This window comes from Mycobacterium sp. NGS61, from assembly GCF_059812325.1.
The window spans coordinates 1-17032 of sequence record NZ_JCALCL010000014.1; the positions used below are offsets into that span (position 1 = coordinate 1).

Annotated in this window: 9 protein-coding genes; 6 read left to right on the top strand and 3 right to left on the bottom strand. The window is 72.7% G+C overall.

From position 1 onward, the window contains the following. Positions 1–958: sensor domain-containing protein (locus AC5Y3Z_RS22495; RefSeq protein WP_499919080.1), on the top strand; the 958-nt coding region annotated here is incomplete at its 5' end. Beyond that, positions 955–1650 (top strand): sensor domain-containing protein, encoded by a 696-nt coding sequence (locus tag AC5Y3Z_RS22500; protein ID WP_473140156.1) that lies wholly within the window; start codon positions 955–957, stop codon positions 1648–1650. The genes AC5Y3Z_RS22495 and AC5Y3Z_RS22500, both read left to right, overlap by 4 nt. 3 nt (positions 1651–1653) lie before the next feature. Here AC5Y3Z_RS22500 and AC5Y3Z_RS22505 read toward each other — a convergent pair whose 3' ends face one another. After that, a complete protein-coding gene (locus AC5Y3Z_RS22505; RefSeq protein WP_463828370.1) occupies positions 1654–2472 on the bottom strand; it encodes a crotonase/enoyl-CoA hydratase family protein in 819 nt (272 codons plus the stop codon). Positions 2473–2536: 64 nt separating this feature from the next. Between AC5Y3Z_RS22505 and AC5Y3Z_RS22510 the strand changes: the two genes are divergently transcribed. Then, positions 2537–4189: an acyl-CoA synthetase gene (locus AC5Y3Z_RS22510; RefSeq protein ID WP_473140157.1), complete on the top strand. Its 1653-nt coding sequence runs from the start codon at positions 2537–2539 to the stop codon at positions 4187–4189. A gap of 11 nt (positions 4190–4200) precedes the next feature. Here AC5Y3Z_RS22510 and AC5Y3Z_RS22515 read toward each other — a convergent pair whose 3' ends face one another. Continuing rightward, a complete protein-coding gene (locus AC5Y3Z_RS22515) occupies positions 4201–8262 on the bottom strand; it encodes a PE family protein (protein WP_473140158.1) in 4062 nt (1353 codons plus the stop codon). Positions 8263–8415: 153 nt separating this feature from the next. Between AC5Y3Z_RS22515 and AC5Y3Z_RS22520 the strand changes: the two genes are divergently transcribed. From AC5Y3Z_RS22520 to AC5Y3Z_RS22530, 3 genes are read left to right on the top strand one after another with little or no spacing between them, the layout of a single operon-like run. Then, complete coding sequence (locus AC5Y3Z_RS22520) at positions 8416–9183, top strand: fructosamine kinase family protein (protein ID WP_463828373.1); 768 nt, start codon at positions 8416–8418, stop codon at positions 9181–9183. A 51-nt stretch (positions 9184–9234) separates the two neighbouring features. Further along, positions 9235–10065, top strand: a complete 831-nt coding sequence (locus AC5Y3Z_RS22525; RefSeq protein WP_473140159.1) for an amidohydrolase family protein — start codon at positions 9235–9237, stop codon at positions 10063–10065. Beyond that, on the top strand, positions 10062–11609 hold the full coding sequence (locus AC5Y3Z_RS22530) for an acetolactate synthase large subunit (protein WP_473140160.1): 1548 nt from the start codon (positions 10062–10064) through the stop codon (positions 11607–11609). The genes AC5Y3Z_RS22525 and AC5Y3Z_RS22530 overlap by 4 nt, the downstream gene beginning before the upstream one ends. Positions 11610–11615: 6 nt before the next feature. Here the strand turns inward: AC5Y3Z_RS22530 and AC5Y3Z_RS22535 are convergent, their stop codons facing one another. Next, positions 11616–16751: a PE family protein gene (locus AC5Y3Z_RS22535; RefSeq protein ID WP_473140161.1), complete on the bottom strand. Its 5136-nt coding sequence runs from the start codon at positions 16749–16751 to the stop codon at positions 11616–11618. Positions 16752–17032: the final 281 nt, after the last annotated feature.

Below are 17032 nucleotides of genomic sequence, written 5' to 3' on the forward strand. Positions count from 1 at the left end.
GCCGTCGGTGTTGCGCCACGGCCTGCCCGCCCAACTCGACGCCGTGGTGGCCAAAGGGATGGCCAAAAACCCCGACGACCGCTACGACACCACCAAGGAATTGACCGCCGCAGCCCGCGCGGCCATCACCGGCCCTCCTACCGGACCGCAACCCGTGATGACTCCGCAACCGATTCCGCCCGGGCCGGGCGGGGTGGATCCGAGATTCGCCCCCGCTGCCGGGCCGTGGCACGGCGCCCCCGCGGCCGCGCCGTGGCCACCACCCGGGCCCCGACAGCAACCCGTGGCGTTCGCCGCCGGCGGTCAGGTTGGTCGGTGGCAGCGGCACGCGGTCGCTGTCACCGCGGGTTGCGCCGTTGTCGCCGTCGCGATCGCGGTGCCGATCATCTTCGTGGCCACCGGGTCCTCCGAAGCGGCGGGACCGGCGTTGCTGTCGGTGCAGCAGGTCAACAACGTCATGGGTGAAAAGAACTATCGGCTCATCGACTCGGCACGCAAACTCACCGAGCCCGGCTTCACCGTCACGCCGCAACAGTGCGGAGCAATTCAGTCGATCGATATGAAAGCGGCATTCGCTGCCGTCGGCATCAACACGGCCGATTCCCAGACGTTGCACGCCACCGGAAACGACATCCGGGGCAGCGTGGATCAATATCTGGCGAACGCGCCATCGGTGTCGGCGGCGAATCGCTTTCTGCAACAACGACTGCAGGCCTGGCGCAGCTGCAACAACCTCGATTACTCGGCCGGTGGCGTCAAGATGAAAGCGACGATCGTCGCGGACGGACGCACCAAAATATCCGCGCAATACCATTTCGTCGACGACAGCAGCTTCCTGTGTCAACAGAACGTGGCCACGTCCGACACCGCCATTGCGACCGTCATCGTCTGTGACAACCGGGCCGGCGTCGAGTCGAAGGCAGACACCCTCGTTTCCAAAATCCTGGCGGCATCATGAATCGCAAACTGCTGACATGCGCGCTGATCGCGGTCGCCGCTGTCGCGATCATCGTCACCACCGTCGTCCTGCGGGCCGGTAACAGCCGGGCCAAGCCATCGACCGAGCAACCGTTGGCCCCGGCGCTCACCGTCTCAACGCTGACCGAGGCAGAGATCCGGTCGGCGGTCGGCGACAACTCGTTCGTGACCTCGAGTCGGTTCAGCCGGCTGTCGAAGGATCCGGTCCGGGTGAATCCCGCCACCTGTATCGGAATTTCCATGATCGTGCCGCCCGATTCCCTGACCGGCATCGACTGGGTGGCGCTCAGGGGCGCGGTGGGATCGTCCCCGCAAGGTGAACGGACGCATTACGTCGCGCAGGGAATGGTCGCCCTCGGCACCGAAGACAAGGCCAAGACATATCTCCGGACGGCGACGCAGTCGTGGCAGAAATGCAACGGCCAGTCATACACCGTCGACGCCAGCGGCACCGTCGGCCATTGGCTGATGAAGTCGATGAAACAGACCGACACCACCCTGACCGCGGCCATTTCGCAGGAGAATTCGCGATACACCTGCCAGCACGTGCTGACATACCAAACGCAGTATGTCGTCGACGTGGTGGCGTGCGGTTACGACACCGTCGACCAGGCTCAGGTTGTCGCCAACCGCATCACGAGCAAATTGAGCAGCAATCTCGCCAACCCGTGACGGCTAGCGGTTCTGGAATTGCGGCTTGCGCTTCTCGGCGAATGCGCGCGGGCCCTCTTTCGCGTCGTCGGAGAGAAACACCGAGACCCCGATCTGGGTGTCGATCTTGAAGGCTTCGTTTTCGTGCATGCCTTCGGTTTCGCGAATGGTGCGCAGGATTGCCTGGACCGCCAGCGGCCCGTTGTTCTCGATGATCTCGGCGAGTTCGAGGGCCTTGGTCAGCGCCTGGCCGTCCGGGACGACATGCCCGATCAGCCCCATCTCCCTGGCCTCGGCGGCGGTGATGTGCCGACCGGTCAGCAGCAGGTCGCAGGCCACCGTGTAGGGAATCTGGCGCACCAGTCGCACGGCCGAACCGCCCATCGGGTACAGACTCCACTTCGCCTCGGAGATGCCGAACTTCGCGCTCTCGCCGGCGATACGTATATCGGTGCCCTGCAAGATCTCGGTGCCGCCGGCGATCGCGGGTCCTTCGACGGCGGCGATCAACGGTTTGGTGAGTCGGCGCCCCTTGAGTAGCGCATCGATGCGCGACGGGTCGTAGCTGCCGTCCTTGAACGAATCCCCCGGCGGCTTCTGCGTCGCCGTTTTGAGGTCCATGCCTGCGCAGAAGTAGCCACCGGCGCCGGTCAGGATGGCGCACCGAATGTCGGGGTCGTTGTCCACCCGGTCCCAGGCCTCGACCATGATCCGCATCATTTCGGTGCTCAGAGCGTTGCGACGGGCCGGCCGATTCATCGTGACGATCAGCGTGTGACCGCGCTGCTCGACCAGCGCGTCGGCTTCCGAAGAACCGGATTCGTTTGCTGGGCTCTCGCTCACCGGGACCGCCTTTCGCGCGACATCGGGCATCAGCTTGTCAAGAAATGTAACACGTTCTAATTTGGTGGCCGTGGCCCTGAATATTGCTGACCTCGCCGAGCACGCCATCGACGCTGTGCCGGACCGCGTAGCGCTCATCTCCGGTGACGAGCAGTTGACCTACGCCGAACTGGAAGAGAAGGCCAACCGCCTCGGGCACTACCTGATCGACCAGGGTGTGCAGAAGGGCGACAAGGTGGGCCTGTACTGCCGCAACCGCATCGAGATCGTCATCGCGATGCTGGGCATCATCAAGGCGGGCGCGATCCTGGTCAACGTCAACTTCCGCTATGTCGAGGGCGAACTACGCTACCTGTTCGAGAACTCCGACATGGTGGCGCTGGTGCACGAGCGGCAGTACGCCGACCGGGTCGCCAACGTGCTGCCCGACACCCCCGACGTCAAGACGATCCTGGTGGTCGAGGACGGCTCCGACAACGACTATCAGCGCTACGGCGGCGTCGAGTTCTACGCCGCGCTGGAGCAGGGGTCCCCCGAGCGCGACTTCGACGAGCGCAGCGCCGACGACATCTACCTGCTCTACACCGGCGGCACCACCGGCTTCCCCAAGGGCGTGATGTGGCGGCACGAGGACATCTACCGCGTGCTGTTCGGCGGCACCGACTTCGCCACCGGCGAATTCATCAAGGACGAGTACGACCTGGCCAAAGCGGCCGCCGCGAACCCGCCGATGGTCCGCTACCCGATCCCGCCGATGATTCACGGCGCCACCCAGTCGGCCACCTGGATGTCGCTGTTCTCGGGCCAAACCACCGTGCTGGCACCGGAATTCAACGCCGACGAGGTATGGCGGACGATCCACCAGCACAAAGTCAACCTGCTGTTCTTCACCGGTGACGCGATGGCGCGCCCGTTGCTCGACGCGCTGTTGGCACACCAGGACGCCGGCAACGAGTACGACCTGTCGTCGCTGTTCCTGCTCGCGTCGACGGCCGCGCTGTTCTCACCGAGCATCAAGGAGAAGTTCCTCGAGCTGCTGCCCAATCGCGTCATCACCGACTCCATCGGGTCGTCGGAGACCGGTTTCGGCGGCACCAGCATCGTCGCCAAGGACGCGCCGCACAGCGGCGGTCCCCGGGTCACCATCGACCACCGCACGGTGGTCCTGGACGAGGACGGCAACGAGGTCAAGCCCGGCTCGGGCGTGCGCGGCTTCCTCGCCAAGAGAGGCAACATCCCGCTCGGCTACTACAAGGACGAGAAGAAGACCGCCGAGACGTTCCGGACCATCAACGGGGTCCGCTACGCGATCCCCGGCGACTGGGCGCTGGTCGAGGAGGACGGCAGCGTCACCATGCTGGGACGCGGTTCGGTGTCGATCAACAGTGGCGGGGAGAAGATCTACCCCGAGGAGGTCGAGGCCGCCTTGAAAGGCCACCCCGACGTGTTCGACGCGCTGGTGGTCGGGGTGCCCGACCCGCGCTACGGCCAGCACGTCGCCGCCGTGGTGCAGGCCCGGCAGGGGGCGCGGCCGACCCTGGCGGAGCTGGACAGCTTCGTGCGGTCGGAGATCGCGGGATACAAAGTGCCGCGCAGCCTTTGGTTCGTCGACGAGGTGAAGCGCTCGCCCGCGGGCAAGCCGGACTACCGCTGGGCCAAGGAGCAGACCGAGGCCCGGCCGGCCGACGACGTGCATGCCGCGCACGTAACCGCCTGACCAGCCGGCGATCAGCCCGGGGCGCCCACCGTGCCCCGGGGGCCGGTGTTCCCGGCGTCGCCGTCGATGCCGTCGACTCCCGGCGCACCCAGATGAGCAGGATTGGCGGCGGTGCCCGGGGCATTGCCCGCGCCGCCGTCCCCGCCCGCTCCGCCGAGCCCACCGAAGCCGGCGCCGCCGCCCGAGCCGCCGGCGGCCTGACCGTTGGGACCGATTCCGCCGGCCCCGCCCTGCCCGCCGTTCCCGCCCCGGCCGCCGTCGGCGCCGTTTCCGCCATCGCCGCCGTTTCCGCCGTTGCCGCTGTAGGCATTGGATGCGGCGGGACCACCCTTGCCGCCGTCACCGCCGGCGCCACCGGCCGCGCCTACTCCTCCGGTGCCGCCGTCGCCGCCCAGGCCGCCGACGCCACCGACCGCGCCGGTGAGATCGCCGACGGTGCCGGCGTTGCCCCCGGTGCCGCCCGCGCCGCCGTCGCCGCCGGTGCCGCCGGTGCTGGTCAGTCCGCCGGCGTCGCCGCCGCGGCCACCGGTTCCGCCGTTACCGCCGGGCTCGTAGGCGCTGTAGCTGAGCCCGCCGTTTCCACCGTTTCCGCCGCGTCCGCCCGTCCCCCCGGCGCCACCGTCGCCGCCGTCGCCCGCGTGGTAGTAGAAGTCGATATCCCAGGCGTTCGGACTGAGGACTTCTCCGCCGTCGCCGCCGTTTCCACCGTTTCCGCCGGCACCGCCCCGGCCGCCGTCGCCGCCCTGGCCGCCCTGGCTGGGAAAGTTGTTGTTGACGGTACGGTCGGCGTCGCCGCCGCGCCCGCCGTTTCCGCCGTTCGCGCCGGTGCCGCCGTCGCCGCCGTTGCCGCCGTCGCCACCGACGGCAACGATCATGTTGCCACTGGTGCCGGTGCCGCCACTGCCACCGTTGCCGCCTTGCTGGCCGGTCGTCACGCCGTTTGCGCCACTCTCACCGTTCGCCCCCCAGGGGATGCCGTCGGCACCGTCGGCACCGTCGGCGGCGTTGTCGATGTGTATCGGCGGGGGATTGGTGCCCTCACCGCCGGTACCGCCCGACCCGCCCTGGCCGCCGGCCCCGCCGTTGCCGACGGTGCCGGCCTTGCCTTCGACGCCGCCGCCGGCGCCGCCCGCGCCGGCCAAGCCACCGTTGCCGCCGTCCCCGCCGATCCCGCCGCGGCCGCCGTCACCGCCGGTGACGTGCACCGCCGCTCCGGTGCTGGTTCCGCCGGTGCCGCCGGTGCCGCCATCGCCGGCCTTGCCGCCGTTGCCTCCGGTGCCGCCACCCACACCGCCGACACCGTCGCCACCGTCGCCGCCATCACCACCGTTACCGCCCTGGCCGCCGGTGCCACCGGTGCCGCCGGTGCCGCCGTCAGTGCTGTCGGTACCGCGGTAGCCGACAGCGCCCCGACCCCCGTTTCCGCCGTTTCCGCCGAGACCACCCTTGCCAACAGCCCCGGCGGTGCCGTCCGGGCCTGCGTCACCGCCGGCGCCGGCGTCGCCGCCGCGGCCGCCGTCGCCACCGTCGCCGCCGTGCGCGCCGTCGGTGGTGCCGGCCCCGGCCCGGGCGCCTGCACCGCCCTTGCCACCCGAACCGCCCTCCCCGCCGCGGCCGCCGCCGGAGCCGGCAGCGCCGCCCTTGCCAGCGTTGCCACCGTCACCCCCGTCGCCGCCGTCGCCGCCGGGCTGACCGCCGGCGCCGCCGTTGTTGCCGCCGACACCGTCACCGCCTTGGCCGCCGTTGCCGCCGGCCCCGCCGTTGCCGCCGCCCGCGCCACCCCGGCCGCCGGTTCCGCCGTCGCCCCCGGCAAACCCGGAGGCACCCGCTGCGCCCGGCGTGCTGGTCGACGTGCCGCCGAGGCCGCCGCCGCCGCCGTCGCCACCCCTGCCGCCGTCGGCGCCGCCGCCTCGTAGTCCGTGTTCGCCGGTGTCGCCGCCGGTTCCGCCGCTGCCGACTGTGCCGCCGCTCCCGCCGTCGCCCGCATCGCCGCCTGCGCCCCCGTTGCCGGCGTCACCCCCGATGCCCGTGTCGTTGGCGACGCCCGACCCGCCGTTGCCGCCATAGCCGCCGTTGCCGCCCTGACCGCCTTTACCGCCGCTGCCGTTCGTACCCCCGGCGCCCGAGTTGCCGCCCTGGCCACCTCCACCGCCCTTGCCGCCGGCGAAGCCGTCGGTGCCGTCTGCGCCGGTATTCGACGCCGCGCTGATGCCGTTGCCGCCGGTCCCGCCCGTGCCCCCGGTCCCGCCGGTACCACCGGTGCCGGCATCGCCTCGGGCGCCGTCGGCACCCCCGTGCCCGCCGCTGCCCGCGCCACCGCCTGCACCGCCTTGACCAGCGTCTCCGCCGGTGCCACCGGTGCCACCCTGGTGGCCGACCCCGCTGGAGTTGTCGGCGCCCGATCCGCCCTGTCCACCGGTGCCGCCCTGCCCGCCGGTGCCGCCCTGGCCGCCGCTGCCGTTGGTTCCGCCCGCGCCGGTCTTACCGCCTGCCCCGCCCTCACCACCGGTACCGCCGACGAAACCGGTGTCGCCCGTGGCGCCGCTGCCCGCAGCCGCGTCGGCACCCTTGCTGCCGGTGCCGCCGTCCCCGCCCCGACCACCGGTGCCGCCGGTGCCGGCGTTGCCGGCCACCCCGCCCTGCCCGCCGGTTCCCGCCGCACCACCGAGCCCGGCATCGCCGCCCGCCCCGCCCTTTCCTCCGGTGGCGCCGTCGTTGCCGGCGACGGTCGCACCACCGGTGCCACCCTTGCCACCCGTGCCACCGTTTCCGCCGACGCCACCCGAACCGTTGATTCCGCCGTCGACCGCGTTGCCACCCTGGCCACCGTCGCCCCCGGGGCCCCCGGCGAACCCGTCGCCGCCGGTGAGCCCGGCGGCGGATTTGGTACCGGCTAAGCCGCTGCCACCAGCACCCCCGGCGCCTCCGGTGCCACCGGTGCCGGTGCTGCCTGCGTGGCCGGCCACACCGAACAATCCGCCTGCCTCCCCGCCGGCACCGCCGTGACCGGACACCCCGCCCACACCGCCCTGGCCTCCGGTGCCCCCGATGCCACCCAGACCGGCGACCGCGCCGTCCGCACCAGTTCCGCCGGCGCCCCCGGTGCCGCCCGCTCCGGCCGCCCCGCCGGTACCGCCCGGGCCCAGCAGCAGGGCGCCGTGACCGCCGGCGCCGCCGTCTCCGCCGATACCACCGGTGCCGCCGACCGCTGCGGTGGCGCCGGCACCGCCGGTGCCACCCACACCTCCAGCACCGCCGGCACCACCGCGGGCCAGCAGTCCGCCCGCACCGCCGACTCCACCACGCCCGCCGTCGCCACCGGTACCACCACCCTCGGATCCCGGGTCGCCCGCGCCGCCGGTCCCGCCGGCCCCGCCGGCGCCGAACAGCCATTCCGCGCGCCCGCCTGCCCCGCCCGTGCCGCCACCGGAACCACCGGTGCCACCGGCGCCGCCACCACCCCACAGCAGTCCGCCGTTGCCGCCGGCGCCACCCGTGCCACCGCCGGATCCACCGGTGCCGCCGGCACCTCCGACGCCGAGCAGCCAGCCCCCGCTGCCACCGGCGCCGCCGTGGCTGCCGGCACCGCCGGTACCGCCCGTACCGCCCCGGCCCAGTAGTCCAGCCGACCCGCCGTTGCCGCCGGCCTGCCCGGCGGCCCCGGCCGCACCGTTACCGCCGTCACCGAACAACCAGCCGCCGTCGCCGCCGCTGCCACCGGGCGTGGTGGCGTCGGCCCCGTTGCCGAACAGCGGCCGGCCGAAGATGGCCGGCGGGGTGATCGCGGCAGCCGATGCGGACTCGGTGCCCGAGTAGGCCACGGCCGCCGCGCTGAGCGCACCGGCGAATTCCTGCTGGAACGCGGCCACCTGCGTGCTGACCGCCTGGTAGGCGGTGCCGTGCGCACCGAACAACGCACCGATCTGCGCCGACACCTCGTCGGCCGCCGCTGCGGCCAGCTGGGTGGTGGCCTGCGCGGCGGCAGCGTTCGCGTGCTGCAGGGCCGACCGGATCTCGGCCAAGTTTTCTGTCGCAGTGGCGATCAGATCGGGTGCGGCGGAAAGGAACGTCATCACGCGACTCCGGCATTGTGCACGACTATTCGAGAATCGACGTTTCCGTCAATTGTCTCGGAAATCTATCGCGATTTCGCCGGGCACGTAGTGGTTTCGGCGAGAGAACCAGTTCGTCGGACTCAACTCCGGGCCGGTGTCTACAGTCGCGTCGTGAGCGACTTCGTCAAGAGCCGGGTGGGCGCGCCGGACCGTTTCTTCGCGTGGGAGGCCGCCGGTCTGGGTTGGCTCGCCGACGTCGACGGCGGCGTGCCGTGCGCGCGGGTGGTGTCCGTGGACGCGACCAGCCTCACCCTGCAACGACTCGAATCGGTGCGGCCCAGCGGCGCGGCGGCGCGGGAGTTCGGCAGCAGGCTGGCCGTCACCCACGACGCCGGAGCGGCGGCCTTCGGCGTCGGGCCCGACGGCTGGGACGGCCCGGGATTTTTCGGGCCACTGTCCCAGCCGCTGCCGATGTCGCTGCGCGGGCACCGCAGTTGGGGTCTTTGCTACGCCGACGAACGGCTGGCCCCGATGGCCGAGCTGGCCGGCGGCCAACTCGATGGCAGCACCCGTGACGCCGTCGATGCGGTCGTGCGGCGTTGTCGTGCAGGCGACTTCGACGACGACGACCCGCCCGCCCGGCTGCACGGCGATCTGTGGAGTGGCAACGTGATGTGGACACCGGCCGGTGTGGTGTTGATCGACCCCGCCGCGCACGGCGGCCACCGTGAGACCGACCTGGCGATGCTTGCGCTGTTCGGCTGTCCGCATCTGGACGCGGTGATCGCCGGGTACCAGCACGTGCGACCGCTGCGACCCGGATGGCGCAGTCGAGTGCGGCTGCATCAACTGTTCCCGCTGCTGGCGCACGTGGTGCTGTTCGGCGGCGGTTATCTGAGTCAAACGCACGCGGCTGCACGCGAGGCGTTGCAGGCGTGACCTGTTGCCGCTCCGCGGCCGGCATCGTCAGCGAGTTAGAGTCAACGCGCGATGGCGATCGACGTGTGGATGCAGCATCCGACTCAGCGGTTCCTGCGCAACGAGATGCTGGCCTCGCTGCGACGCTGGACCGGGGGGTCGATCCCAGATGCCGAGATACCCATCGCGGCCACGGTGGCCTCGATGGACGCCGGCGGCGTGCAGCTCGGCCTGCTGAGCGCGTGGACCGGACCGGGTGGGTTAGATCTGGTCTCCAATGACGAGGTAGCCCAATGGGTTTCGCTGTACCCGGATAGGCTGGCCGGGTTGGCGGCGGTGGACCTGGACCGTCCGATGCGGGCCGTACGAGAACTGCGTCGCCGCGTCGCCGACGGCTTCGTCGGGCTGCGGGTGGTGCCGTGGCTGTGGAACGCACCGCCCACCGACCGGCGCTACTATCCACTGTTCGCCCAGTGCGTCGAGTCCGGCGTGCCGTTCTGCACCCAGGTCGGACACACGGGTCCGTTGCAGCCGTCGGAGACCGGTCGACCCATTCCATATGTCGACCAGGTGGCACTGGACTTCCCGGAACTGGTCATCGTGTGCGGCCACGTCGGCTATCCGTGGACCGAGGAAATGGTCGCCGTGGCCCGCAAGCACGAGAACGTCTACATCGACACCTCCGCCTACACGGTGCGTCGCCTTCCCGACGAACTCGTCCGATTCATGAAAACCGGTACGGGGCAACGCAAAGTGTTGTTCGGCACCAACTATCCGATGATCTCCCATTCGCACGCCCTCGCCGGCATCGACCAACTCGGACTCAGCGACGAGGCGCGGCGCGACTTCCTGCACGGCAATGCCGAGCGGGTCTTCAGGCTGCAACGAAAGGCGGACAGATGAACGGAGCCCAGGCACTGATCAACACCCTGGTCGACGGTGGCGTCGACGTGTGCTTCTCGAACCCGGGCACCTCGGAGATGCACTTCGTCGCCGCCCTGGACACCGTGGACCGAATGCGGGGCGTACTAACCCTTTTCGAGGGTGTGGCCACCGGCGCCGCCGACGGTTACGCGCGCATCACCGGTCGGCCCGCCGCCGTACTGCTGCATCTGGGACCCGGACTGGGCAACGGGTTGGCCAACCTGCACAACGCGCGGCGCGCCCGCGTCCCGATGGTGGTGGTCGTCGGCGACCACGCCACGTACCACAAGAAGTACGACGCCCCACTGGAATCCGACATCGACGCCGTCGCCGGCACCGTCTCGGGCTGGGTGCGCCGCACCACCGACGTCGCCGAAGTGGGGGCCGACACCGCCGATGCCATCGCCGCCTGCGTGTCCGGCTCGATGTCCTCGGCGCTGATCCTGCCCGCCGACGTGTCCTGGTCCGACGGCGGCCGGCCGGCCAAGACGGTCGCTTCCTCGTTCTCCGGCGGGCACGTCGACAACGGTTCGGTGGCTGAGGTTCTGCGCTCGGATGAACCCACCACCATCCTGATCGGCGGCGACGCCACCCGCGGGCCGGGGCTGGCCGCGGCCGCGCGGATCGCCGCAGCCACCGGTGCCCGCCTGCTGTGCGAGACCTTCCCCACGCGGCTCGAACGCGGTGCCGGCGTTCCGGCCGTCGAACGTCTGGGGTACTTCGCCGAAGCCGCGGCCGCCCAACTCGAGGGCAGCAAGCATCTGATACTGGCCGGGGCCAGGTCGCCGGTCTCGTTCTTCGCTTACCCGGACCTGCCCAGCGACCTCGTGCCGCCGGGTTGTCAAGTCCATCGGCTCGCTGAATTCGGTTGCGCTGGAATAGCTTTGGTTGCCCTGGCCGAGGAGTTGGCGCCGGGAACCGAGGTGCCGGTGGCGGTGGCGTCGCGTCCGGAGCTACCGTGCGGGCCGTTGACGGCGGCATCGGCGGCCGACGTGATCGGAGCGCTGCTGCCCGAGCGCGCGATCGTCGTCGACGAATCCAACACCTCAGGTCTGTTGCTGCCCGCCGCCACCGCCGGCGCCCCGGCGCATGACTGGCTCACACTGACCGGCGGCGCGATCGGCTACGGCATCCCGACCGCGGTGGGCGCCGCCGTCGCGGCACCGGACCGTCCGGTGCTGTGTCTGGAGTCGGATGGTTCTGCGATGTACACGATTTCGGGATTGTGGACCCAGGCCCGGGAGAACCTCGACGTCACCACCGTCATCTACAACAACGGCAAGTACGACATCCTGCGCCTGGAACTGCAACGTGTCGGCGCCGGGTCGGCGCCCGGCCCCAAAGCCCTCGACCTGCTCGACATATCACGTCCCACAATGGATTTCGTGCAGATCGCGCAAGGCATGGGCGTGCCGGCGCGACGGGCCGGCACCGCCGAAGAACTGGCTGACGCGCTGCGCGACGCCTTCGCCGAACCCGGGCCACACCTGATCGACGCCGTGGTGCCGTCGCTGCTGGGATAGCCGTGCTCAGGTGACCTGACCGTCCTGGCCCGGGTTGCCGGGCGACCCGCCCGAGCCGTTGATGTTGCCACCGCTGATACCGCCGTCGCCACCCTCGCCGCCGTCGCCACCGTTGCCGCCGGGCGAGCCGACGCCGTTGCCGCCGTCGCCCCCTCTGCCGCCGTCGCCGCCGTCGCCGCCTCGGTCGTACTGCGAACCACCGCCCTCGCCGCCCTCGCCGCCGGTGCCACCGGGGCCTCCCCTTCCGCCGGTGCCGCCCGGGCTGGGGTTGCCGCCGTTTCCACCCCGGCCGCCCTGGCCGCCCGTGCCCCCGTCGCCACCGTCATACCCATTCGCCCCGTAGCCGCCCGTGCCACCGGTCCCACCGAGGCCGCCTTTACCCGCGTCGCCACCATCGCCGGGCGCCCCGCTGCCCAGGCCGGCGTCACCGCCGTCGCCGCCATCGCCGCCGTAGCCGCCGGGCGAGGCTGATCCACCCGTGCCATCGGCACCTGGGAAGCCGATCCCACCGGTCCCGCCTGCACCGCCTACCCCACCGTTGCCGTTGGTGCCGCCCAGCGCGGCCGATCCCCCGCCGCCGCCGTCTCCACCGCGACCACCCACGTCGGCGTCATGACCGTTGCCGCCTCTACCTCCGGTCCCGCCTTCTCCGCCGACACCGGCGTTGCCGTTGGTGCCGCCGGTATTGGCCAGCCCGCCGGCACCGGCGTCGCCGCCTTCGCCGCCCCGACCACCCGCGGCAGCCACGCCGGCACCCGCGTCACCGCCGCGGCCGCCTTCCCCGCCCTTGCCACCGTTGCCACCGAGACCGCTGGCCGCGCTACCCTGCGCGCCGGTGTTCAGGCCACCGATGCCGCCATTCCCGCCGCCACCGCCGTCGCCACCGACTCCGCCCGGAATGGTCGGGAAGCCGTTACTGCCGCGACCGCCGTCGCCACCGTCACCGCCAGTGCCCGCGCCGCCACCGAGAGCGGCCGCACCGACGCCGGTACCGGCATTGCCGCCCTGGCCACCTTCCCCGCCGCTCCCACCGTTTCCGCCGGGAACACCGATCGGGGCCTCCGGCGCGTCACCCCCGTCGCCTCCGTCACCGCCGCGCCCGCCCTCGCCGCCGTTACCGTTGGCGCCGCCGATACCGGCCCGGCCGCCGTCGCCGCCGCGCCCCCCGGTACCGCCGTTCTGGCCGCCGTCACCGTTGCCGTCGGCTGCGTTCGCTCCGTTGCCGCCGTCGCCGCCGCGGCCGCCGTCACCGGCGGTTCCGTCGTAACCCTGCGCTCCGCCGACATTGGCGTCCCCGCCCGCTCCCGCATTCCCGCCGGTCCCGCCCGTGCCACCGGACCCGGCGGCACCCAGGGGCCCCGATCCGCCCTTGCCACCGGTACCGCCCAGGCCACCGTCGCCGCCGTTGCCACTGTTGACACTGCTGACACCGTCGGTGTTGAGGCCGCCTCGACCGCCCTGGCCGCCGTCGCCGCCGTTGCCGCCGAAGCCACCTTCGGAGTAGGCGTCTCCGGCTCCGCCCCGGGCGCCGCCACCACCGTTGCCGCCCTCGCCGCCTAGTCCGCCGCTGCCGCTGGCGCCGTTGCCGGTGCCGGCGTTCCCGCCGTCGCCACCATTGCCGCCGTTGCCGCCATACCCTCCGACGCCGCCCGAAGTGACGACTCCATCCGCGCCGATTCTGCCGTCGCCGCCGTCGCCGCCATGGCCACCGGCGCCGCCGTCGCCGTTGGTGCCGCCGACGCCGGCGTTGCCGCCGTTGCCGCCCAGGCCGCCGTTCCCGCCGTAAAAGCCGCTCTGGCCCAGGTTGGGACCGTCGTTGCCTTCTCCGCCCTTCCCCCCGCTGCCTCCGTTGCCTCCCGTGCCGGCGTTACCCTCAGTACCGCCGAGGTTGGCGACGCCGCCCGCGCCTGCGTCGCCGCCATACCCGCCATCACCACCCGAACCCCCGTTAGTGGTGCTGCCGGCCCCACCCGTGCCGCCGTCACCGCCGCGGCCACCGTTACCGCCGGTTCCGCTTGCGACACTGGTCGGGCTGCCGGACGCGGGGTTGTTCAAGCCGCCGACTCCACCTCGGCCGCCCTGACCGCCGTTGCCGCCCAACCCGCCGGATTGAGTCGGGGCACCGTTGCCACCCCGGCCACCCTCGCCACCGTCGCCGCCGGTTCCGGCTGCGCCGCCACTGGCGACCGCGCCGAGTCCCGAGCCGGCATTTCCGCCGTAGCCCCCTTCTCCGCCGTTGCCACCCTGACCGCCGGTACCGCTGAATCCGTTGGCAGCCGCTTTGCCGGCACCACCGTGGCCGCCGTCGCCGCCGCTGCCGCCGGCACCATTGGTACCGCCTGCGCCGGCATAACCGCCATTACCCCCCAGGCCGCCGCCACCGCCCCCGTAGCCCGCCTGGCCCGCAGCAGAGCCCGCAGCACCGACTCCACCATCGCCACCGTCGCCACCCTTGCCCCCGATCCCGGCGCTGCCTTCGGCACCGCCGACATTGGCGAAGCCGCCCTGCCCGGCGTCACCGCCGTTACCGCCGGTTCCACCCAACCCCGCGGTGTCGAGGGTGCCGGTGCCGCCGGTACCGCCCTCGCCGCCTTGACCGCCGTTCCCACCGGTTCCGCTGCCGGTGCTGCTGAGGGCACCGGTGTCGAGGCCGCCCCGGCCGCCCTGACCGCCCTGGCCGCCGTCGCCGCCTTGGCCGCCACCCTGGTTGAGGCTGCCGTTACCACCGCGGCCGCCACCGCCACCGTTGCCGCCGGTGCCGGCCGCGCCGCCGACCGCCCCTGCACCCACTCCGTCGCCACCGTCGCCACCGTCGCCGCCGGCACCGCCGTCGCCGCCTTCGCCGCCCTGTCCGCCGAAGCCGGCGGCTGCGGCCTTCCCGGCACCGCCATTACCGCCGGTGCCGCCGGTGCCGCCAACTCCATTGGTGCCACCGGCACCCGCAGCACCGCCGTCGCCACCCCGGCCGCCCTCTCCGCCCTGGTAGCCGGCCTGACCGGCACCGCTGCCGCCGACTCCGACGCCACCGTTACCGCCGCCGCCGCCTTTGCCGCCGGTCCCTGCTTTGCCCTCGATGCCGCCGACGTTGGCCGCACCGCCCGCGCCGGCGTCGCCACCCTCGCCACCGACGCCGCCCGAGCCCGCGGTGCCGATGGTGCCGGTCCCGCCGGTCCCACCGTCTCCGCCCTGTCCGCCGGTGCCGCCGGTTCCGCTGACGGCGCTGCTGGCAGAGCCGGTATCCAGGCCACCGGTGCCACCCTGTCCGCCGCGGCCGCCCGCGCCACCCTGGCCGCCACCCTGGTTGAGGCTGCCGTTACCACCGCGGCCACCTTCGCCGGCGTCGCCGCCGGCACCTGCCGCGCCCCCGCGTGCGGCCGCGCCGGTGCCGTCACCCGCGTTCCCGCCATCGCCTCCGTCACCGCCGTCGCCCCCTTGGCCGCCGGTGCCGCCGAACCCGTTGGGGGCAGCCTTCCCAGCACCGCCTCCTCCGCCGCGACCGCCTTCTCCGCCGGCGCCGTTGACACCGCCCGCGCCCGCCGCGCCGCCGTCCCCGCCCTGTCCACCTTCGCCGCCGGTGAAGCCGCCCTGACTGGCGCCGAGGCCTGCGGCGCCGGCACCGCCGTCACCACCCCGACCGCCCTTGCCGCCGGTGCCGTCGTTGCCGACGGTGCCACCCGTGCCGCCGGATCCGGCGTTACCGCCTGCACCTGCATCACCACCGTCACCACCGGTGCCACCATCGCCACCGATCGTGGTCAAGCTGGCCGCGCCCTTGCCCCCCGTGCCGCCGGTACCACCGGTACCGCCCTTGCCGCCGGAACCATTGACGCCGCCCGGGCCGGAATCGCCGCCCACACCGCCGGCGCCACCCGCACCACCGGCAAAGCCCGCGACACCGTTGGCGCCGGTGCCCGCAACCGCGGACGCGCCGGTGCTGCCGTCGCCGCCGTTGCCGCCCTCGCCACCCAGACCACCGACACCGGCGGCACCTGCTGCACCCGAGGCACTGAACAACTGGCCGGCACCACCGGCCCCGCCCTGGCCGGCGTTTCCGCCGGTCCCGCCGGTCCCGCCGGTGCCGCCGATCCCGCCGAGACCGGCCACACTGCCGGCGCCCCCGTCACCGCCGTGCCCTCCGATACCACCGGAACCGCCGAGACCGCCGTGGCCACCCGCGCCGAGGAACAGCGCACCCTGGCCACCGGCGCCCCCGCTGCCGCCGGCGCCGCCGGTGCCACCGCTGTTCCCGACCGCCGCACCCGTGCTGCCCGCACCGCCGGCCCCACCGCTGCCGCCGTTGCCGCCGGCCCCACCGCCGGCGAACAGGCCACCGGCGCCGCCGGCACCGCCGGTGCCACCGGCGCCACCGCTGCCGCTGCCGGTCGCATCGGTGCCGGCACCACCGTCGCCGCCGGCTCCACCGGCACCCCACAGCAACTCGGCGCGGCCACCCGCCCCGCCGGTGCCGCCGCCGAACCCGCCGGTGCCGCCGGTGCCACCGCCACCCCAGATCCAGCCGCCGCTGCCGCCCGCTCCGCCGGTGCCACCCCCGCTGCCCCCGAGGCCACCCGCGCCGCCCACACCGAACAGCAGCCCGGCCGCGCCGCCGGCGCCACCGGTCGCGCCGCCCGCTCCGCCGGCACCCCCGACCCCGCCGTTGCCCCAGAGTCCCGCCGCGCCCCCGGCGCCGCCGGCCTGCCCGGCGGCCCCGGCCGCGCCGTTGCCACCGTTGCCGTAGAGGATCCCACCGGCGCCGCCGGACCCACCCGGCGTTGTGGCGTTGGCGCCGTTGCCGATCAACGACCGTCCCAGCAGGGTTTGGGTCGGTGAGTTGATGACTGCCCACACGGCTTGCTCGGCGTTGAACGTCTCGGCCGTCGCATAGCTCCCGGAGCCGGCGCTGAGCGCAGCGACGAATTGTGCGTGAAAGGCACCCAACTGGTCGCTGATCGCCAGGTAGTCCCGGCCGTAAGCGCCGAACAGCGCTGCGATGCGGGTGGACACCTCGTCGGTGGCCGCGGCCAGGATCTGCGTGGTGGACGACGCGGCCGCCAGGTTGGCGGCTTCGAGCGTGGACCCGACCTTGGTCAGTTCGCCGGCAGCCGCAGCCACCATGTCCGGCGCAATGGAGACGAATGGCATGCGGCGGTTCCCCTTGACTCGACGCGCCGCCAGCAACGCCTGGATACGGCGCACACATTTACGCGGGGGATGGTATTACGCGCCTGCCCAAAAAGGATGAAGTTCGGAACATTTGAAGTTCCAGTGGATTTGGAGCAGATGCTCAACGAAGCCGAATTGTCGAAAGTTATTTCGCACCGCATCACTACTCTGTTTCAGTAAACCCAGCCAGCGGCCGGCCGGCCAGGCCATTGCGGTGCGACTGCCGGGTGCGGGTCAAGCCGCCGAGCTCAGGTGCCCGC